We start from the raw sequence: 21178 nt of genomic DNA on the forward strand, positions 1-21178 counted from the left end.
GGGCCTTTTTGGTGCCTGAAAGGGGCGCTTCCTGACTACCGTAGCAGCAGCAGTAAAATAAGCACTGTGGTGATGCCGGCCAGCATCAGTGCGTTCAGGCGCATGGCCAGGCTCAACCACGACCATTGGCTGAGCAACGCCAGCGGGAGCATAAAGCAGACGAAGCCGGGCAAGCTGGTACCCCGGCGCTGCACTGGCAACGCCCGGCCATCGGGTAGCAAAACTTCCCGCACAAACCGAAAAATCAGGGAACTCCGCACTTGCAGCGGCACCGCCAGTATATCGGCCGGCAAGGGACCGTAAACGTCTGCGCGCCCCCGGGTGGTCACAAGGGTCGTCATGGAGTCCGGCGACGCGACCTTGAGGGCCAGGCAACGGGCCGGAGCAGTGTAATCCAGGCAGCCATAGTCCAGCAGGAGCAGCAACCCGAAAGCCAGCAGAAGCCGCCCCAGCCACCGGATCGGCCGCGCGTAAGGGCGCAGATCGAAGCTGACCGTCTTCGATTGGCGACGGGGTTGAGCCTGAGGGCCAGGCCGGGCATGACGCGGCGGCGAATTGCGTGGGGCCGAACCGGGCGACGGCGGCCGGAAAGCCGGAGCCGCCGCCCGCCGCAGGGTGGCGTCGTAGGCGGCGCGGCGGGCGGGGTCGCGCAGCACATCGTAGGCGTCGTTCACGGCCAGAAAGCGCTGGTGCGCGGCCGGATCGGGCGTGCGGTCGGGGTGGGTGAGCAGCACCAGCCGCCGGTAAGCCTGCCGGATGGCGGCGGGTGGCGCGTTGGCAGGCAGGCCCAGCGTGGCGTAGTGGGTGCTCACGGCTGGCTACTCAGTTCCGCTACGGCGGCGGCCTGATCCTGCACGCGGCGGGTGGATAGCTCCAGCAGGCGGCGGTTCAGCTCGGAACGGTGCTGGCGGTAGAAGGTAAATTCCGCCGTGGTGAACAGGCCCGTCACCAACCCGACCACCGTGTAACGCAGCTTGGTGTTGCGGGCCAGCAGCTCACCCAGCAGCCGTTGCTGGTCGAGGGGCGCGACCCGGACCAGAGGCACGTGGTGGTCATGCACAAAATCGGCCACTACGGCCAGCAGCATCGGGTTCTGGAGCTTCAGGATCGGGCGCAATACGGCGTGTAGAAAATCGGCTACCGTTGCGGGGGCTTCGGCGGGCAGCAGGGCTGCGGAAGCAATTGTCGGGCGCAGGGCATGCAGGGAGTCGTCGGGGCGGGGGAAGTCAGCCATAAAGCCAAAGTACGTAAACAAAAACCCGCCCGGCGCAGTGCCGGGCGGGTTTCAAACGGGTGCCGTGTGGCGGTTGGGGCAACTTAGTGCTGCACCACTACCTTCTTGGTGATGGAGCCTTCCGAGGTCGTCAGGCGTACCACGTACACGCCCCCGGCCAGGGCCGAGGTGTTGATGGTGAGGCCTTCCTGCTGCAAACGGGCGGCGGCAATGATCTGCACGCTTACCCGCTGGCCCAGCAAGGATACCAGTTCTACCCGTACCGGGGCGGCGCTGCTTACCTGGGTACGAACCGTAATCTGGTTGGTGGCCGGGTTCGGGTACACTTCCATCATTTTCTCGTTGAGCTGCTTGGCGCTGCTCAGGATGGCGGGTACGTCGAAGGCTACCTTCTGGTCGGTGAGGCTGCCGCTGCTGCCCTGGCTGGCGCTGAAGCCCATGCCACGGCGGGCAAACGCGCGCCAGATAATGCCGGCGTGGGCTCCTTTGTAGTTGATGGAGTCGGCCTTGAGGATGGCGTTGCGGCCATCGATGAAGCCGGGGGCGCAGGGCTGAAGCTTGCAGCCATCGAGCACGAGTTGCAGGGCCACATTGTTGCCGCCGGTGCTGCCGCGCAGGTCGGCATTGTAGCCTTCGGCCTCAATCAGCGCCCAGTTCATATCCCAGAGGGCAGTGCACCATACGTAACCAACCGCGTGAACGGGTACCGTGGTGCCATTAACGGCGTAGTTGCCGGTGCCGATTACCGCGTAAGTGGTCGGATTGATCTTGAAATCGGTGCTATAGCGGGTGGGGCGGATGCCGATGCCGTCCGTGTTCTGGAAGGAGGCATAGGTACCGATGCCGCGGCCGGTTGCGCCGATGTCACCGGGCTTGGTGGTCATCCAGAGGGCGAAGAAGTCGCTCCAGCCTTCTCCCATCTGCTCCTGGCTGTTGAGGCAGGAAGTAGCCGGGCCGCCGGTGAGGCGGGTAGAAATACCATGACCGTACTCGTGGGCAATAATACCGTTGTCGAAGTCACCGTCGCGGTAAGAAACAACGGTGTTACCCGAGAAGGTCATCTTGACGGGAGTACCTGCTGCCAGGGCCTGCTTGATGCGGGCACCGTCGTTGGTGCCGATCATTACACCCGGAATCCGGATGCCGGTCGTGTCACCCACGAAGCCGAAGGGAGCCTGATCGGGGTTGTTATTGACGATAATCACCATTTTAGCGCCGGCGGCCTGAGCCTGCTGCACTTTAACGAGGAAGGTGCAGCTGCCGCGGTCAACTACGGCAATGTTGCCCTTAACCGCAGCGGCATTGGCGTAGGGTGTGCAGCCCAAGGTAGCCGTCGCAGTGGTCGTGCCATCGGAGGCCAGTACCAGGCTACCGCTAATCGGACCTGCTTTCTTTACCGGTACGGTGAAGGCGCCTTCCGTGGCATCGATAGAACCAGCCAGGCTGGCGGGTTCCGTGATGATGGCATCGGCCAGCGACTGGTCCCACAGGTACATCTGCATCCGGGGGCGGGTACCGTCGCCGGGAGTAGAGAAGTTGGCGTTGTTGTAGGTTGGCGCGGCTAGCCCCGATTTGTCCTGGGCTTCGGCCTGCACGTAGTCGCCGCCTCGGCCCTGACCGGTGTAGTTGGTGGTCTGGAAGTTGCCGCTCACCTCATCGAAGCCCTTGCGGAGCATGATGTCGTGCATGATGTTGTTCCAGTAGAACAGGTTCACCACGGCCGTGTTGAGGTTGGCCAGGGCCGGAGCCGGCTTGGAGGCGTCGAAGGGGAAGTCAAACTCGAGGTTGGCTCCGCCATCGGGGCTTACGTTAACGCCCGCCGTATACGTGTTCACGTCGTTGCGGTCGTCGTAGGCATGCACGTTGTTGCCGCGCGTGATGGTGTACTCGGCCCCGGCCTTACCATCGGTGTCATGCCAGCCGAAGGGCGAAGCAAACGCGTCGGCAGGATTAGACACCAGCTTACGGGCACCGTGCGAAGGGCTTTCAATGGTGATAGGCCACACATTGTAGCTGTTGGGTACTGCCGTGCGGTTGGCCGTGGTGGTTGGGGCCGGAGCCGGAGTAGCCGCCGCTACCGATGCCTGGGTAACGGGCCGGGTCAGGTTCAGCAGGCTGAAGTTGTCGGAAACCGTGTAGTCGCTCTTATCAAGCAGTGCCCCGGTCGAAGCATCTACGCGGGCGTTCCAGTAGTGCTCGGCGTTGGTCGGGGCCAGGGTTACGTCCCACACCAGGCGCAGCGAACCGTCGGGCATGGGCAGGTACATGAGCTTCACCGGAATGTTCTCCAGCGAAATGCCTCCATCGTTGAACTCCATGCCTTCGGCACCGGAGCCGGCTTTGCGAATTGCCAGGCTGCGGGGAGCCGGCATGTTCAGGGCGCGGGCAGCGGCGGCTACGGCCTGCTCCGGCGAGAGGCCGGGGGCTGCCGGCCGCGCCTGGGCCGTTACGTTGGAGCGGAAGCTGCTGTGCAGGCTGGCTACTTTGCCGCCCTGGCCGAAATGCACGTCGGCCACGGCCCCGTACACCTCAATGCCCCGCACCCGCTGGCGCAGATACACGTGGGTAATGCCGTTGTGGCTGTCGGTGTACTGGCTGGTGACGGCCGCATCGGCCAGGTCTTCGGCCGCGAGGCCCAGGCTGGCCTGCCGGCTTTTGAGGGCGCTCAGCGCCTGGGTGGCCGGCGCGCTTTGGGCGGCCGCCAGGCCCGGGATGGCCAGCAAGGCTGCCAGAGCCAACGCGCGCGCCGCAGAAGGAGTAGAGGTTAATTTCATCAAAAAGTGAGGTAGATGTGGTAGGCGAATGGATTGCGAAATCAACCTGCGAGGGTAGAATTCAGTTTCAAATCTACATAACAAACGCCGGACTTTTTGCTACTCTTGCCAGCTAAATGCCGGGTTTTTACCAGTTTTTCAACTGAGTAGCGATTTTACCCGTTTTTAGCGTCCCCGATCTGGCCAATAAAATCCCAAAGCACCACCCCCGCCGCCACGCTCACATTCAGGCTGTGCTTGGTGCCGAACTGCGGAATTTCCACCGCTGCGTCGCAGAGGGCCAGCACGTCATCTTCCACCCCGAACACCTCGTTGCCCATAACAAGGGCGTAGGGCTGCCCGGGCTCGACTACAAAATCGGCCAACGACACGCTACCGGTAGTTTGCTCCACGGCTATCAACTGGTAACCGGCCGCTTTCAGCTGGTGCAGGGCTTCGAGCGTAGTTGGGGCGTACTCCCAGGCCACGGAATCGGTGGAGCCGAGGGCCGTTTTGGTGATGTCGCGGTGGGGCGGCCGGCCGGTGATGCCGCAGAGCCAGATTTTCTCGACCGCGAAGGCGTCGGCCGTGCGGAAGGCTGCCCCCACGTTGTGCAGGCTGCGCACGTTGTCGAGCACGAGGGTGAGGGGGAATTTTCGCGTATTTTTGAAGTCGGCCACCGTCAGCCGGTTCAGTTCATCCATCGAGAGTTTGCGCATCCGGCAAAGGTAGGAACGCCCGCCGGGCCGCGGGGTGTTTGGCGGATGAAGCGGCGTAGGGGCGGGGCTKGCCCCCGCCCGCCGGTCGGGCCGCGTGCAGGGTCGAACGGAATCGTTGAAACGGCGCGAACGGCGGGCGGGGACAAGCCCCGCCCCTACATCGGCAACTATACAAGAGCAACTGATTTTGAAAGTCAAGAAAGAAAAGAAGCCCGTGCGCACCCACGGCACGCTGGGGCCGCCCGCCGTGGCCGATACGCCGCTGATGAAGCAGTACCAGCAGCTCAAGCAAACCTACCCCGGGGCCGTGCTGCTGTTTCGGGTGGGCGACTTCTACGAAACATTCGGCGAGGACGCCGTAACAGCCTCGCGCATCCTCGATATCACGCTGACGAAGCGCGGAGCGGGCACGGCTTCGGAAACCCCACTGGCCGGCTTCCCCCACCACTCGCTCGATACCTACCTGCCCAAGCTGGTGCGCGCCGGGCAGCGCGTGGCCATCTGCGACCAGCTCGAAGACCCCAAGCAGGCCAAGGGCCTCGTCAAGCGCGGCGTAACCGAGCTGGTTACGCCGGGCGTGAGTTTGCACGACAACGTGCTGGAGCGCCGCAGCAACAACTACCTCTGCGCCGTGCATTTCGGCAAGCAGGAGGCCGGCATCAGCTTTCTCGATATCAGTACCGGCGAGTTTCTGGTGGCCCAGGGCACCATCGAGTACCTGGGCAAGCTGCTCCAGAACTTTCAGCCGGCCGAGGTGCTGTTCTGTAAGAAAAGCCGCCGCGAGTTCGAGGAGCATTTCGGACCCGACTACTGCCATTTTGCGCTCGAAGAATGGGTGTTCGGCCACGACTACGGCCACGAATTGCTCACCCGCCACTTCAACACCACCTCGCTCAAGGGCTTTGGCATTGATGGGCTGCACGAGGGCATTACGGCCGCCGGCTGCGTGCTGCATTATCTGGCCGAAACCAAGCACACCAACGTGGGCCACATTGGCAGCATCGGGCGGCTGGAGGAGGATAAGTACGTTTGGCTCGACCGGTTCACGGTGCGCAACCTGGAGCTGGTGCAGGCCCAGCACCCCGGTGGCGTGCCGCTCATCGACATCCTCGACCAGACCGTGACGCCGATGGGTGCGCGCTTGCTGCGCAAATGGGTGGTGCTGCCCCTCAAGGAGCCCGCCCAGATTCAGCGCCGCCTCGATACCGTGGATGCCCTGCTGCAAACGCCCGAGCTGCTCGAAAACCTGCTGACCCACCTGCGCCAGATCAACGATTTGGAGCGGCTGATTTCCAAGGTGGCCGTGCGCCGCATCAACCCCCGCGAGCTGCTGCAACTGGCCCGCGCGCTGGAAGCCATCGGCCCCATCCGCGACGAACTGGCCGCCTCGGGCGTGAAGGCCCTGCAAAAGTTGGCCGACCAGCTCAACCCCTGCGCCACGCTGCGGGCGGAAATCCAGACCAAAATCCGGGAAGACGCGCCCATCCTCACCAACCAGGGCGGCGTGCTGCTCGATAACATTGACGCCGAGCTGGACGAGCTGCGCCGCATGGCCGGCTCGGGCAAGCAATACCTGTTCGAGCTCCAGCAGAAAGCCATTCAGGAAACCGGCATTTCCTCCCTCAAAGTAGCCTACAATAAGGTGTTCGGCTACTACCTCGAAGTCACGAACTCCCACAAAGACAAGGTGCCGGCCACCTGGATTCGCAAGCAGACGCTGGTGAATGCCGAGCGCTACATCACCGAGGAGCTGAAGGTGTACGAGGAGAAAATTCTGACCGCCGAAGAGCGCCTGTTCATCATCGAGCAGCGCATCTATAATGAGCTGGTACTCACGGCCGCCGAATATGTGCCCCAGGTGCAGCAAAACGCCCGCGCCATCGGCGTGGCCGACTGCCTGGCCTCGTTCGCCGCCACCGCCCGCCAGCACCGTTACGTGAAGCCGGTAGTCGACGACAGCACCACGCTCGACATCACCGCCGGCCGCCACCCCGTCATTGAGCGCCAGCTGCCCCCCGGCGAGCAGTACATCCCCAACAACCTGCGCCTCGACCAGGACGACCAGCAGATTGTAGTTATTACCGGTCCCAACATGGCCGGCAAATCGGCCCTTCTGCGCCAAACGGCCCTGATTGTGCTGCTGGCCCAGATCGGCTCCTTCGTGCCCGCCGACGCGGCCCACATCGGCGTTATCGACAAAATTTTTACCCGCGTAGGCGCTTCCGACAACCTGAGCAAGGGCGAGAGCACCTTTATGGTGGAGATGACCGAAACGGCGTCTATTCTGAATAACCTATCAGACCGTAGCCTGGTGCTGATGGACGAAATCGGGCGCGGCACGAGTACCTACGACGGTATCAGCATTGCCTGGGCCATTGTGGAGCACCTGCATAACTCGCCCCGGGCGCGGGCCAAAACCCTGTTCGCTACCCACTACCACGAGCTCAACCAGCTCGCCGACGACTGCCCCCGCGTGCGCAACTACCACGTAGCCGTGAAGGAAGCCGACAACCGCATCCTGTTCCTGCGCAAGTTGCGCGAAGGTGGCTCCGAGCACAGCTTCGGCATCCACGTGGCCCGCATGGCCGGTATGCCCACGGCGGTAGTGCTGCGGGCCAACGAAATCATGCACCACCTGGAGCAGGAGCGGGCGTCTACCGGCGTTGAGCCCGATCAGTCCACTGAGTTCGACGACCTGCTGATGAGGCTGGATGATACTGCCGCCGACGCCACCGGCGGCAAAGTGGTACCCCTGAACGGCCGTGCTGAAACCCCGGCCCCGACGGCTGCGGCCGCGCCGGCCCGTTCCGGCCCGAAGGCCCAGCCAGCCGCTGCCGTGCATTCGGCCCCGCGCCCCAGTTTGCAGCTGAGCATGTTTGAGCCCGCCGACCCCGCCCTAGAACGCCTGCGCGAGCTGCTGGAAAAACTCGACGTGAACACGCTCACGCCCATTGAGGCCCTGCTGAAGCTGAATGAGCTGAAGCTGGCAGTTGGCGGCGCGAAGTAACGGCTGCCCGGCCGTGGCGAAGCCCGTAGAATCGGGTTCGCTGCGGCCGGGCAGCCGGCAAGGGTGCAGCACTTTAGCGAAGCGGCGGGCTTCGGGAAGGAAGTTTTTCTGCCTGAAAATCAGGCGCCAAGCCCGCTAAGGAGGGTTTTAGGGTGCTTTTTTTAGAACGTAGTCTTGACTTCATCGATTCCTGTACTACCTTTGTCACACCAAAACGCTCCAGGGCGTTTGAATCTCAAGCGAGAGTAGCTCAGCTGGTAGAGCGCGACCTTGCCAAGGTCGAGGTCGCGAGTTCGAACCTCGTCTCCCGCTCCAAGTAAGAAACCTGCCCCAACCGGCAGGTTTTTTCGTTTCTTGCCGGCATGGCCAACACCCGTAAATGCCAATGTACCGACGATGAATTCCGCCAAGCCGTGGCCGAATGCCTGTCGGTGCGCCAAGTGCTAAGCCGCATCGGCTTGTGGTGCCAGCCGGCGGCAACTACAAGACCGTGCACGCCCGCGTGGCTAGCCTGGGGTTGGATACGGGCCACTGGACGGAAGCCGCCTGGAACCAGGGAGCACGATTTCGGGCATTTGGCCTGAAAGCTTCCTTGGAAGAAATACTGGTGGAAAATTCTCCTTATGCCTTCACGCATGGGCTTCGTGGGAGACTATTAAAAGAAGGGTGGAAAAAGCATCACTGTGAGCGGTGTAGGCTTCACGAATGGCAGGGTGATCCTATACCGCTCGAACTTCACCACTGCAATGGTATCAATAATGACCACCGTCTGGAAAATTTGCAGTTACTTTGTCCCAACTGTCACGCCCAGATAAATAATTATCGGGGTAAAAACAAGCTAAAGTGCTCTGCCAGAGTGGTGTAATCGGTAGCCACGAGGGACTTAAAATCCCTTGTCTTTACGGACGTACGGGTTCGAGTCCCGTCTCTGGTACAAACGCTTACAACCGGGCTCCCGAACATTGTTCGGGAGCCCGGTTGTGTTTTGGGAACTGTTGCTGACGGCTGTTACTGAATGGCGACTCCCTGGGAGTGGGTAAGCCCATCGGTGGTACGCAGTTGAAGCACGTAAAGGCCCGGGGGGAGGCTGGTGCAATCGAAGTAAGCCTGAACCTGGGCAGTACCATTGGTAACTAAAGACTGCGTAGCAACCACCTTGCCCATGAAAGTGAGCAACGTGGCCTGACCTGCTAAAACCAGTGCTGGATTCGCCCACGACAGGCGAGCCATCAGGTAGCCGTGGGCCGGGTTAGGCGACACGTCCAGAGCGGGCTGATTGTAATGGCTGGGGCTGGCTGGTGTCACGTGCAGGCGGCGGCTGGCGACGAATCCGGCCGTGCCGGTGGGCACTTGCAGGGTAACGGACCCAAACTGAGCTGCGCCGCTCAGGTTTCCTGCCAGCACGAGCCGGCCCGATTGACTTAGGGTCGTTACGTGCCGCACCACGCAGGAACCACTGGTGCCCAGCGTTTCGGTGTGGTAAAGGCTGCCATCGGGCCTAAAGGTTTGAAGGAGGGTTTGCTGGGGCTGGGAGGAGGCACTGGGCGGGTAGAAGGTGCTGAGCAGGGTGCTGGTGCCATCCGCCTCCGTGGCCAGGCCTACGGGGTATTCATCGGCGCTGGTGCCCAGGGGGAGCACCCACTGCAACGTGCCACCCGGCGAGTAGCGGGCCAGAAAAATATCCGTGTTGCCGCCGAAAGCCGGTAGGGCCTGGCCGTTGAGCGTTGTATTGGCCCCGTAGTGACCAGCCGCGTAGATGTTGCCCTGACGGTCCAGCGCCAGCCGGCTGATGGTTTTGTCGCCGGTACCGCCGCCCTGCTGAATCCAGCGCAGCTTACCCGTGCGAGGCTCAAAGCTGGCCAGGTAGGAGTCGGCCGAAGGGGTAGTGAGCGAAGTGCCTGCCAGAACCATATCGTGGTTGAAGAAGCCCCCGACCAGGCAGTTGCCCTGCTTATCGAGCAGCACGGCGGAACCGCTGGCCCCGTAGCCGATGGCATTGCCCGACACCTGGGACCAGCTGACGGCCCCAGTTGTGGTGTAACGGGCCACGAACAGCACCCGCCGGCTGTTGTTGCCCACCACAGCGCCGCCAAACTCCATCCGGCCGTCGTCCGACTGCCCCGTGAGGTAGCTGTTGCCTGCCGCGTCCGTCGCAATGTCGTAGGCGTGGCAGGCATATTGTTGTCCCCCAAACCGCTGTGCCCACTGGAAAATGCCGCGGCCGTTGAGCTTGGCAATCAAACCCGTGGTGAAGCTGTCCTCGCTGAAACTGCGGAGCTGACCGCCCGAGTCGCCGCTTACCTTGCCGGTGAAGCCCCCGGCGATGTACACGTTGCCCTGGCCGTCGAGCGAAATGGCGGTGCCGTTGGCCGTGTAGCGGGCATAGTTGGCCGAGTAGGGATCGGGGGCGGAAAGGTCGTTGCCGAGCCGGGCTACCCACTGGGCTTTGCCGGCGGAGCTGTACTTAACTACGTAGAGGTCGGTGCGGCCGCGACTGGTGAGGCTGAGGCTGCCCCACTGCGCCGTACCACTGAACGAGCCGGTAACGTAGCTGTTGCCCGCCGCATCGGTGGCTACTGCGTTGGCCGAGGCTGAGTTAGCGGAGCTGGCAAGCTGGTTGACCCAGAAATAACCGGCCTGCCCGAAGGCACCGGCGCTGCTGAGCAGCAGCAGACAGAGGAAGAATGGTTTCATGCGGATAGCGGAAAAGGGTAGAAAAAAGAGACCGTAACGGGCTTTCTGCCAGACCTATCCCCCGTACCGGCTGCCGGATAATCCGCAATTCTCTTTCGGGCAACCGCCGCGCAGCACCCCTTCTCACGTATCCTGCCGCACAACACCAGAGTAGTTCCGGAACTACGAAGATACACTATTGGCGAAATTTAATTATAAAAAATAATGGATTATTTACAATAAAATAACTGCCGGATTCTTCCTAAAGCTGGAAGCATGTTTACCGCCGCAAGTTGCTATCAAGCCATGAGGGGCAAACGGCCCTGTTTTTCTACCTTTAAGGCCATTGCCCGTGCTTTTTCCCGTTTCAATGTCTGCTGCCTCACCTTCCCCCGTCGATTATCAACAGAAGATCAAGCAGGCCTTCGCCGAGGTGGGGAAAGTGGTGGTGGGCCAGCAGTACATGGTGAACCGCTTGCTCATCGGCCTCTTCACCGGCGGACACGTGCTGCTGGAAGGGGTGCCGGGATTGGCCAAAACCCTGACAATTAGCACGCTGGCCAAAGTGCTGCACCTGCACTTCCAGCGGGTGCAGTTCACCCCCGACCTGCTGCCTTCCGATTTGGTGGGCACCATGATTTACAACCAGAGTCGCTCGGAATTTGAGGTAAAGAAGGGGCCGATTTTCGCCAACTTAGTGCTGGCCGACGAGGTGAATCGTTCCCCGGCCAAGGTGCAGAGCGCCCTGCTCGAAGCCATGCAGGAAAAGCAGGTAACCATCGGGGAAACCACGTATCCGCTGGACTTGCCCTTTCTGGTGCTGGCCACCCAAAACCCCGTGGAGCAGGAAGGTACTTATCCGCTGCCCGAGGCCCAGGTCGACCGCTTCATGCTGAAGGTGCACGTGGACTACCTCAAGAAGGCCGATGAGCTGGAGGTGATGCGCCGTATGGCCAACATGAGCTACGTGGGCGCGGTAAACCCAGTCCTGACCCGGGAGGATATCTTCGGAATCCGCCACCAGATCAACCAGGTACAGATTTCGGAAACGCTGGAGAAGTACATCATCGAGTTGGTGTTTGCCACCCGCAAGCCCGCTGAGTACGACCTGGCCGAGTTTCAGCAGTACCTGCAATTTGGGGTGAGCCCGCGGGCCAGCATTGCCCTGCACCGCGCCGCCAAGGCCGTGGCCTACTTCGATGAGCGCGACTACGTGCTGCCCGAAGACATCAAGGAAGTGGCCGCCGATGTGCTCAACCACCGTATCCTGCTCAACTACGAAGCCGAAGCTGACGGCATCCGCACCCAGGACATGATCGAAGCCATCCTCCGCAAAGTTCCGATCAGTTAATGAATTATGAATTATGAATTATGAATTATGAATTATGAATTATGAATTAGAACTTTCTAAATGATAGAATGAATACGAAAAATCAGAATAAAAAGCTGCTCCAGCGCAACCCTGGCAGGTCGCCTCGATTATACCTTTAATTCATAATTCATAATTCATAATTCATAATTCATAATTCATAATTCATGTCAAAGCTGACCAAAACCCTGCGCGGGCTGGCGGGTCTGGTCCGCAACCCTTGGCTGCTGAACCACGTGCTGGCCGCCGACGAATCGGGCTGGCAGGCGCGGGGGCTGACCCATGCGGCCCGGTGGGGCGCAACGGCGGCCGGACTGCCGGTTGTGGCGTTGAACACGCTGCTGCCCACCGCTGGCGAAATTGTGCGCCCGTTTGCCTTCCGCGACGGGGGCTCGCTGCCCACCGACCTGGCCCTGCTGCGGACGCTGGCCCGGCAGCGGCCGGGGTGTCGGTATTTTGAAATCGGGACGTGGCGGGGCGAAAGCGCGGCCAATGTGGCGGCCGTGGCGGCCGAAGTTCAGACGCTGAACCTTGCGGCTGATGAGCTACGCGCGTTGGGTTTGTCGGAACGTTATATCGAACTGCACGGCTTTTTCTCGCGGCCCCTGCCCAATGTGCGCCACCTGCACGGCAACTCGGCCACCTTCGATCTGGCCGCGCTGGGCCACTTCGACCTGATCTTCATCGACGGCGACCACCGCTACGAGGCCGTGCGCACCGATACCCGGCGGGTTTTCGAGCATTTGGTCGGCCCCGATACGGTAGTGGTGTGGCACGATGCCAGCCGCCAGCCCGGCCAGCCCCGCTGGGAAGTGCTGGCGGGCATCCTCGACGGCCTGCCCGCTACGGCTACCGGCCAGCTCACGCAGGTCGGCAACACGCTCTGCGCCCTCTACTCGCCCCAGCCGCAGCCCACCCAGGCTCCCGACCCGCTGGCCGACCCCCACCCGGTTTTCGAGGTGACGGTGCGGGTAGGTTAAAAACAGCGGGTTTGTTGGCCCCTACCGCCGCCGCACCAGCCGCCATGCGTGGGTGAGGTCGGCGGGGCCGGGCAGGAAGGCGGTGGGACCGAGGCCGGTGGCGCGGCGGAAATGCCAGACCAGAAACGCCGTGGACGCGTAGTAGGAGAGGGTGGCTGACAAGGCCGCGCCCCGGATACCCAGGCGCGGAATCAGCAGCCCGCCGCCCAGCAGCGTTACTGCCAGGCCCACCACGGCGGCGGCATTGTTGATGCGGTAGTCGGCCCGCCCGGCAAAAAAGCTGCTCACCAGCATCTGCACGGCCATCACCACCGCGCCGGGGGCCAGCAACTGCATCACGGCCTGGGCCGGACCGAATTCGCGCCCGAAAATGGCCGTGAGCAGGGCCGGGGGCACGGCCACCAGCACCAGCACGGCCGCCGCCGTGGCCAGCACGGCCAGCCGGCCCACTCGCAGCGCCGATTCGGGCAGCGGCTCGCCCGGCCGGGCATTCACTAAGTCCACGTACTGCACCAGCGCGGCGCTGCGCGGAATCAGCCAGATGGCCTCCATCAGGGCCACGCCCACCGACAGAATGCCCACCGCCCGGGTATCCACGAAGTAGGCCACGAAGTAGTAGCCGAGGCGGTAGTTGGCGAAGGCCAGGATGTTGGAAAAATGCGCCCCCCGGCTGTGGCGGGCCAGTTCCCGGGTGGTAGCCCGCAGGCGCCGGCCCAGGCGTCGGCGGGGGTCGGGCAGGCGCAGCAGGGGCACCAGGCTCAGCAGCAGCGGTAGCCCGAACGCCAGGTAGGCCGCGTAATAGTAGGTTTCCACGGTGAGCCAAGAGGCTCCTGCCGTGAAAGCGCCCAGCAGCGCCCCGGCCAGCAGCACTATCTGGGCCAGCGTGAGCAGATTATAGGTGCCCTCGCGGCGGCGACCCAGCAGCAGGGCAGTATTGATGGAAAAGAAGGCCTGCAACAAACTCAGTAGCCCCAGGTGCAGCAGGTAAGTGGGCTCGGGCTGCCGGAGTAGTGCCACCACGGCCGTGCCCAGCCCGCACATCAGGGCCGCCCAGCCGTAGGCCGGCAGCAGCAGGTGCCAGAGGTTGCGGCGCGGGGCCAGGTAAATGAGCGAAGAGCCCCCCAGCAGCCCGATGAACAGCAGAATAGCCGCGCAGTCCGTCACGAACAGGCTCACCGCGCCCCGGCCCGTCGCCCCCAGGTAGCGGGCTGTCAGCCAGACTATGCCAAAGCTGAGCAGGGCCGTGACCAGGCGGGTGGCAAAATTCTGAACGACGCGACGTAGCATAGGGGGCGAAGAAACGAAGAAACGGCTAGGCCCCCAGCATCTGCCGGTACACGTGCCGGAAGGCCGCGCCCACGGCCGGGTAGCTGAACCGGGCTACGGCTCCCTCGCGCAGAAGGTGCTCATCGAAGCGGCCTGCCGGAGCCCGGAGCACCGCCAGCAGCGCGTCGTAGAGGGCCGCCTCGTTGCCGGGCTCCACCAGCAAGCCGGCCGAGCCATCGGGGGGCAGCAGTTCCGGCACGCCGTTGACGCGGGTGGCCACGGCGGGCAGGCCACTGGCTTGGGCTTCAATCAGCACGCAGGGCAGGTTTTCGTAGTTGGAAAACAGGACGAAGGCCTGGGCCTGGCGCATTTCCTCCGCTACCTGCTCCGAGGTTAGCTTGCCCAGGAACTCCACCGTACCATCAGCCAGTAGACCTAACTCGGCTGCCAACTGGTGCATAGCAGCTTCGGCGGGGCCGTAGCCGGCAATTCGCAGGTGGAGGCCCAATGCCGGGTGTTCGGTCCGGAGCCGGGCTACGGTGCGCAGGGTGCCGCTCAGGTTCTTGGCTTGTTCATTGAAGGCGGCCACGTTGAGCAGCCCCCGCCGTTGCGCGGGCTCGGCGGGCAGTCGGAAGAGGTCCGTGTCCACTACGTTGGGAATGATGAAGGTGCGCCGGTGGGCAATATCCAAGGCCCCCAGAGCCTGCCGCAGGTTTTCCGACACGGTATGCACCGCTGCTGCCCGCCGCACTACCAACCGGGAAAGATACCGCCTCACCCCACTGATACGGCCGCCCCGGCCCGGCAAATACCGCGTCCAGTGTTCGGTGACGAGATACGGAATCCGGTGGCGCTGCCGTAACCAGAGCGCCCACAGGCCGGTGCGTAGCAGCACGTGCACGTGCACCAGGTCGGGCCGCTGGCCCCAGTGTTGGCAGACGCGCCGGTAGCCCCGGTGCTGACTCCAGAAGTACAGGGCCAGCTTGAGCAGCTTATCCAGCGGGGCAAAGCCGGTGGGCTGGGCGCGGTAGTAATAGCGCCAGACCGGGACTGGTCCGCCCAGGTCAACTTCTTCCTCAATCAGCTTCTTCAACGGCCCCCGGGCCACGGCCGCGAAAACTACGGCACTTTGTAACGGCTGCTCCAGTGGGGCGGACCCGGCAATGGCGGCTACGTGCCGGGCCACGAAGTCGCCATCCTGGTCGTCGTAGCGGTTCGGGTACCATTTGGGCAGGTGCAACACGCGCATGAGCGGAATCGGGGGCAGCGGAAGGGAAGGAAGGCCGGGCGTCAAAAGTACAACGAACCCCCGGAGCCTCACCAGTCAGCGGCCTCGGGGCGCAGGCTGGCAGTCGGCGAACCATAAAAGAACCGGCCACCCCAGGGTAGCCGGCTCGGATAAAGCGCTAGAATTACGATAAATTAGTTGAACCTACTTAGCCACCACGAAACGTACCGACTGGCTGGTTTCGTTGGTCGTGACCACAGCCATGTACACCCCCGATTTCAGGTTCGCGGGCAGCGTTACCGACTGCGTACCAGCGTTCAGTTTGCCGTTGGTGAGCAGGGTAGCCACCTGGCGGCCGGTCATGTCCAGTACGCGCACCGTGGCGGTACCGCTACGCTTCAGATTGAAGCTCAGTTGGGCGGTGCCAGCGGTGGGGTTCGGGGCTACGGCCAGCTGCTGGAGCTGGTCGGAGACCGATTTGGAGGCCAGCGTCAGGCCGGGACGGTTATAGCAGGTAGTTTGGGGGTTGAAGTTGGTCCAGCCGGCCACCCAGTTAGTAGCTCCGAAGGCTCCGCGGAATGTGCCGGTTTTGTTGAAAAAGCTGTCCGTGAGCTTGGCATCGGTGTAAGCAGCGCCCGTGTTCAGTACCGAAGCGGCGGGCAGCGTGAAGTCCTGGATTACATCGGCATCCGGAGCATCATTGCCGGCCCGCAGGCCCAACTCACCCACGCCGGAGTACGTGGTGTTGGCGTTAGCCGCCGCGTTCCAGAAACCGGCCACGTCGTAGGTGGTAACGCCGGCCGCTTCGAAGTTGGTAGTCATGTTAGCCATCACATTGTTCTTCAGCACCAGCTTACCAGCGGTAGCGTTCTGCTGGGTCGGAGCGCCATCTAACGTCAACCCTTTAGGCCAGCCCGCAATCACCGAATTAAAAATGGAAATTTCGGTGTCGCGACGCAGGTGCATGGACCGCGTAAAGTTGGCCGCAGCTCCAATAGGCGTCCGCAACAAGGCCGTTACGTTCGAGAAAACCGGGGCGGTTTTGGGGGTTCTGCTAGACCCATCCTTGTCGTTATCCGACTCAAAAGCAGTGGAGCCGGATACGTCGGCCGTGTTCGACTCGCGGATGATCAGGCCGTACTGGATTTTGCCCTGGAAGCCGTTGTCAGTATCAAAATCGTCGTCGGTGGCAGCCACGGCTACCAAGTGCTTGGCATTCACCGTACCCCCGAACCACTCAAACGAGTCGTCGCCGGAAGCATATACCTGCACGTAGTCAATGGTAGTGCCGGCTCCTACGCCGCCCATTGTCAGGCCATTGATTTCGGAGTTCGGCTGAAACGCGATGCCGGGGAACTCGATCCGCACGTACTTGAGTACACCCGAATTATCGTTCGGGTCGGTGCCGCCGTAGGTCGAGCCCACGCCACCCTCAATAACGGGTGTGCCCGCCAAGTTCGTGGGGGCCTTGCCCAGCAGGATAATGCCGCCCCAGTCGCCCCGGTTGCGGGAGCCAGCGGGTTCGTTCGATGTGAAAACGATGGGCTTATCGACGGTGCCTTCGGCCATAATCTTGGCTCCGGGCTCAACAATGAGTGTGCCTTTACCGGCTTTGTCGCCCTTAATGATGGTGCCGGGCTCAATGGTGAGCGTAGCGCCGGCCCGTACGTAGATAAACTTGGAGAGCAGGTAGATGTTGTTGCTCGTCCATTTGGTGTCCGTCGTAATATCCGCCGAAATTACGGTGGCGGTGGGGGCCACGGGGCAGGGCGAAATTGTTTGGGCTTGCACCCGCGCAACAGGAGCGGCGGCGGCTACGGCACAGGCTAGCAGAGCAGGGAGTAAAAGCTTTTTCATGGGTATGAGGGTAGAAGTATGAAAGGCAGATTTGCTGAGGCAAAGGTCCAAAAGCATAACGCCCATCCGTAGGAATGGGCGTTATGCTTTCGTTGCCGACGTGTTACTTTATTGTTTAGAAGTTGTAGGTCAGGCCCAGCGTGGAGTAGCTGCCCCGGCGGTACTCGGCGAATGGCCCCCGCTCGTTGCCGCCAATGTTACCGTTGCGGTTGAAGTCGTAATACTGCCGCACTTTCTGGTTGAGAATGTCCTGAATGCCGGCTTTCACCTGCAAGTGCGGTCCAAACCCTTTCGTAACGGCCAGGTCGATGACGTGGCGGGGCATCTCAATGACGGTATAGTTGGAGGTTTGGTCGCCCACGAACTTGATGCGCTGGCCGATGACGTTGTACTGGGCCGAAACCTGCCACTGGGCCTCGTCATCCTGATAGAATATGCCCGTGTTCACCACGTAGGGCGACTGGCCCTGTAACGGCCGGTTCGATAGGGCGAATTCGTTGTTGGTAGCGTTGTCCTTCAACTGCACGTTGCTTTTAATAACCGAGGCATTCAGAATCAGGGAGAAGTGTTGCAGAAAACGATTCTCGGTGAGTTCGGCCAATGATTTGCGGGCCTCTACTTCCACGCCTATATCGTAAGCATTGTCGGCATTCTGGAAGGTGAGGTAGGTTTGCTCGGTGGCTACCGACTGAGTGGTTTGCTCAATGGCATCCTTAAAGTACTTGTAGAATACGCCCACCGAGAGCATTTCGGCGCGGGTCGGGTAGAACTCGTAGCGCAGGTCGGCGTTGTAAATCGTGGCCGTTTTCAGATCCTTGTTACCCGTAATAATGGCGTTGTTGGCGTAGTCGAAGTAGGGGTAGTTGGCAACTTCGCGGAACTCGGGCCGGTTCACCGATACACTGGTACCGAAGCGCAATAAGGACCGCAAATTGAAATTGTAGGTCGCGTTCAGCGAGGGCATCGGAATTACGCGGCGCTCTAGGTAAGCCGTATCCTGCGGGTCACCGTTTTTGAGATACTTGCGGTTGTATTCCACCCGCACTCCGCCGGAAAGGCTGAATTTATCCGAAATCGGAGCAACGGCCCCAATGTAGCCGGCGGCCAGCGTGTTCTCCGCCGAATAGCGGTCTTTGAGCGATGTGCCTTCATCGAGCACGAAACCGGTTCTTGGGTCCAGATTCTCGGGGGCGAAGATTTGCTCAATCGGCAGTGTCAGCAGGCGGTTGGACCGAGCTTGGTCGCGGTAGAAAGTGCTGCCGTTGCCAATAACGTAGGAGAAGAAACGGTTCTCGAAGTCACGCTTTTTCTGTTCAGCGTAGAAGCCGACCCGCAGCTTGAATTCGTTGGCTTTGGTCGTGTCGCGGCCCCGGAAGCGCCGTTCCCACTGGCCACTGGCCATGTAAGTATTTTCGTTCAGGTTGGAAAAGAAGCGGCTGGCGTCGTAGGGGTTGCCATCGGGTGGCACCACCACCAGAAACGACTTGGGCGTATCGCCGGGCGCGGGCGTAATGCGCTGGGTGTTGTAGCGGCTGTAATCGGGCTCCTCGCGGAACACGTAGTTGTAACCGGCCGCCCACGTTACGTTGGTATGCTGCGTAGCCCCCAAATCGTGGGAGCCCTGCAACTGGCCCGAGTACACCGTGCGGCTCTGGTAGTGCAGGGCGTTGCCCTCGCGGTCGAGGCCCTGGTCTAGAATCTGGCCGGTGCGGTGGGTTACTTCGTCGGTACCATACTGGTTGAGAAAGTTGCGCAGTTCCAGCCGGTTGCGGTCGTTGAGGCGCACCTGCCAGTTATGGATTATGCCCAGGCGGGTGCCGGTAATCGCGCGTTCATCATTGTAGAGATATTGCTGGCGGGGCAGGTTGGTCGCCGGATCCACTTCCACCAAATAGCGGCTGCGGGTGATGTTGTTCTGCTCGTGCGTGTTGGAGTAGGACACCGACGTTACGTTGCTCACGTAGGCCTGGCCCACCTCAAAACGTCGGCTTAGGCCCAACGAAACCCGCAGGTCGGGCCGGGCAGTAATACGCTGCGGCAGCCACTCATTGCGGAACGTCGGTTGGTTGGTTTTGGTGAGCTCAGCGGGCGTGCTCCCAGGCAGCTGGCGGTTGCCGCCGTCGTAGCCCAGCCAGTCGTTGCCGCGCCCGGGGCTTACCTGGTAGTTGTCGATAAACGTAGTGCCGCTACGGCCCCAGCCCGAAACGCTCAGGCTGGTTTTGTTTTCGAGGACCGAGTTCTTGGTGTACACCTTCACGATGCCGCCCCCGAATTCGCCGGGCAACTCCGGTGAACCACCCTTAAAAATTAGAATCCGGTCAATTACCGACGAGGGCAGTACGTCAAACGAGAAGGAGCGCGTATCTACTTCCGCCGAGGGCGTGAGGGCATCGTTGAGCATCACCGTGTTATAGCGCTCGGCCAGCCCCCGGATAACGATGAAGTTGTTATTCTGAATGGTTACGCCCGGAATGCGCTTCACCACTTCGGCCGCGTCGCGGTCCAGGGTTTTCACAATCTGGTCGTTACTCATGCCACTCACCACCACTTCCGATTTTTTCAGGTCCTGGAGCATGGCTACTTCGGTGCCCGTCTGCTTCTGGCCCGTTACCACCACTTCGCCCAGGGTCTGGGCGCTTTCTTCCAAGGAGCCGTTGAGCGTCGTTTTCTGACCCTCCCGAAGCACGATACCCGGGAAGGTGAGGGGCTTGTAGCCGATGGACTGCACGCTGATGGTGTAGGTGCCGGGCGCGATGCCCAGCGTGTAGGTGCCATCCAGGTCAACGGGGGCGGCCGTGGTCGTGCCCGTCACGATAACCGTGGCCCCAATGGCTCCTTCCCCGGTTTTCTTATCGAGGATTTTTCCCACCAGCGTACCCTGTTGGGCCCAGAGCAAGTGGCTGATAGTGAGGAAAAAAAGTAGTAGAAAAGAGCGCCGCATACGGGGGTCGGGAAAAGTTTCACAAAGCTATACCCACGCTGTTATGCTAATATTGCGCCCGTGTTATGCTTGTGTTACTGCCGGCCTAACCCCTTCACTTTCTGTTCTAACCCGCTACTTTTGCGGCCACTTTGCCCCTCCACCCATGCTCCAGTCCATGACCGGCTACGGAATCGCCACCCGCGAAACCGATCACTACGCCGTCACCGTCGAAATCAAGTCGCTCAACTCCAAAACGCTGGACCTGAGCCTGCGGCTGCCCCGCTTTCTACAGGACCGGGAACTAGAAATCCGCAATCTGGTGGCTAAGAGCCTGATTCGGGGCAAGGTGAACCTTAATCTGGACTTCACGCGCCCGCGGGCAACGGGCGCGCAGGGTTCTTCCATGGTCAACCACGAAGCCCTGGTGGCCGTCTGCCAGGAGTTGCAGGCCCTGAGCCTGCGCACCGGGTTTTCGCTGGAGCAAGTAACGGCCGTGGCCCACGCCCTGCCCGGGGCGCTGCGCATCCCGGCCGATGGACCGGTAGCCACCGAGCAGGAGGAGGAAACGCCCTGGGAGGAGCTGCTGCCCCTGCTCCAGCAGGCCCTGGACCGCGTCAACCAGTTTCGCCGCGACGAGGGGCAGGCCCTTACTTCCGAGATCCTGGGCTACATAGACCGCATCCGCATCCTGCTGGCCGACGTGGAGCGCCACGACCCCACCCGCATCGAGCAGGTCCGGCAACGGCTGCAAACCCACCTGGCCGACATCTCGGCCAACGAACACTTCAACGGCGTCCGCTTCGAGCAGGAGGTGTTGCACTACATTGAGAAGCTGGATATTGCCGAGGAAAAGGTGCGGTTGGTCAACCATTTGCACTACTTCACCGAAACGGCCGGCCTGCCCGAACCCACGGGAAAGAAATTAGCGTTTATTTCGCAGGAAATTGGTCGGGAGATCAATACCATCGGTTCCAAAGCCAACGACTCTACCATCCAGCATCTGGTGGTGAGTATGAAAGAGGAACTCGAAAAAATCAAGGAACAGATCAACAACATCCTGTAAATACCATCGCCTGCCTTGCATGTACCCACACCTGTCAAATTGAACTTTGCGGTTATCATTCTGCATAGGCTATTCTTGATATAGTTTTGGGATTTTTCAGGGTTGG

General features: G+C 61.5%; 13 protein-coding genes and 2 tRNA genes. 6 read left to right on the forward strand and 9 right to left on the reverse strand.

Features of this window, described 5'->3' with window-relative positions; translation table 11 throughout:
- Nucleotides 1-35 precede the first annotated feature (35 nt).
- From D0T11_RS13235 to D0T11_RS13250, 4 genes are all read right to left on the reverse strand, one after another.
- On the reverse strand, nucleotides 36-812 hold the full coding sequence (locus D0T11_RS13235) for a J domain-containing protein (protein WP_119656276.1): 777 nt from the start codon (nucleotides 810-812) through the stop codon (nucleotides 36-38).
- Entirely contained in the window at nucleotides 809-1234 is a 426-nt protein-coding gene (locus D0T11_RS13240; protein ID WP_119656277.1) for a hypothetical protein, read from the reverse strand. The genes D0T11_RS13235 and D0T11_RS13240 overlap by 4 nt, the downstream gene beginning before the upstream one ends.
- Before the next feature lie 83 nt (nucleotides 1235-1317).
- Nucleotides 1318-4008, reverse strand: a complete 2691-nt coding sequence (locus D0T11_RS13245) for a T9SS-dependent M36 family metallopeptidase (RefSeq protein WP_119656278.1) — start codon at nucleotides 4006-4008, stop codon at nucleotides 1318-1320.
- 155 nt (nucleotides 4009-4163) lie between these two features.
- Nucleotides 4164-4706 (reverse strand): RNA methyltransferase, encoded by a 543-nt coding sequence (locus tag D0T11_RS13250; RefSeq protein WP_119656279.1) that lies wholly within the window; start codon nucleotides 4704-4706, stop codon nucleotides 4164-4166.
- 187 nt (nucleotides 4707-4893) lie between these two features.
- On the opposite strand from D0T11_RS13250, the gene mutS reads away from it, so the two are divergent.
- The 3 genes from mutS to D0T11_RS13265 all read left to right on the forward strand — a co-directional run bounded on the left by mutS (nucleotide 4894) and on the right by D0T11_RS13265 (nucleotide 8647).
- A complete protein-coding gene (gene mutS / locus D0T11_RS13255; protein ID WP_119656280.1) occupies nucleotides 4894-7713 on the forward strand; it encodes a DNA mismatch repair protein MutS in 2820 nt (939 codons plus the stop codon).
- Between the two features lie 239 nt (nucleotides 7714-7952).
- Nucleotides 7953-8028, forward strand: a tRNA-Gly gene (locus tag D0T11_RS13260).
- 535 nt (nucleotides 8029-8563) lie between these two features.
- Nucleotides 8564-8647: transfer RNA gene (locus D0T11_RS13265), tRNA-Leu, on the forward strand.
- A 74-nt stretch (nucleotides 8648-8721) separates the two neighbouring features.
- Here the strand turns inward: D0T11_RS13265 and D0T11_RS13270 are convergent.
- On the reverse strand, nucleotides 8722-10407 hold the full coding sequence (locus tag D0T11_RS13270) for an SBBP repeat-containing protein (RefSeq protein ID WP_119656281.1): 1686 nt from the start codon (nucleotides 10405-10407) through the stop codon (nucleotides 8722-8724).
- A gap of 349 nt (nucleotides 10408-10756) precedes the next feature.
- On the opposite strand from D0T11_RS13270, the gene D0T11_RS13275 reads away from it, so the two are divergent.
- Entirely contained in the window at nucleotides 10757-11737 is a 981-nt protein-coding gene (locus D0T11_RS13275) for an AAA family ATPase (protein ID WP_119656282.1), read from the forward strand.
- A gap of 185 nt (nucleotides 11738-11922) precedes the next feature.
- Nucleotides 11923-12735 carry a class I SAM-dependent methyltransferase gene (locus tag D0T11_RS13280; RefSeq protein WP_119656283.1) on the forward strand — a complete coding sequence of 271 codons (813 nt, stop codon included), beginning with the start codon at nucleotides 11923-11925 and terminating at the stop codon, nucleotides 12733-12735.
- A 21-nt stretch (nucleotides 12736-12756) separates the two neighbouring features.
- On the opposite strand, the gene D0T11_RS23360 is transcribed toward D0T11_RS13280, so the two are convergent.
- The 4 genes from D0T11_RS23360 to D0T11_RS13300 form a co-directional block, all read right to left on the reverse strand.
- The gene (locus tag D0T11_RS23360; protein WP_119656284.1) at nucleotides 12757-14022 is read right to left on the reverse strand and encodes a lipopolysaccharide biosynthesis protein; all 1266 of its coding nucleotides are present in this window, start codon (nucleotides 14020-14022) and stop codon (nucleotides 12757-12759) included.
- A 25-nt stretch (nucleotides 14023-14047) separates the two neighbouring features.
- A complete protein-coding gene (locus D0T11_RS13290; protein WP_119656285.1) occupies nucleotides 14048-15250 on the reverse strand; it encodes a glycosyltransferase in 1203 nt (400 codons plus the stop codon).
- A gap of 183 nt (nucleotides 15251-15433) precedes the next feature.
- Nucleotides 15434-17086, reverse strand: coding sequence for a T9SS type A sorting domain-containing protein (locus D0T11_RS13295; RefSeq protein ID WP_119656286.1), 1653 nt, complete (start codon nucleotides 17084-17086; stop codon nucleotides 15434-15436).
- Nucleotides 17087-17201: 115 nt separating this feature from the next.
- On the reverse strand, nucleotides 17202-20027 hold the full coding sequence (locus D0T11_RS13300) for a TonB-dependent receptor (protein WP_119656287.1): 2826 nt from the start codon (nucleotides 20025-20027) through the stop codon (nucleotides 17202-17204).
- 145 nt (nucleotides 20028-20172) lie between these two features.
- On the opposite strand from D0T11_RS13300, the gene D0T11_RS13305 reads away from it, so the two are divergent.
- Complete coding sequence (locus D0T11_RS13305) at nucleotides 20173-21072, forward strand: YicC/YloC family endoribonuclease (RefSeq protein WP_119656288.1); 900 nt, start codon at nucleotides 20173-20175, stop codon at nucleotides 21070-21072.
- The last annotated feature ends 106 nt before the right edge of the window (nucleotides 21073-21178 follow it).

The organism is Hymenobacter rubripertinctus (assembly GCF_003583925.1).
GTDB lineage: Bacteria > Bacteroidota > Bacteroidia > Cytophagales > Hymenobacteraceae > Hymenobacter > Hymenobacter rubripertinctus.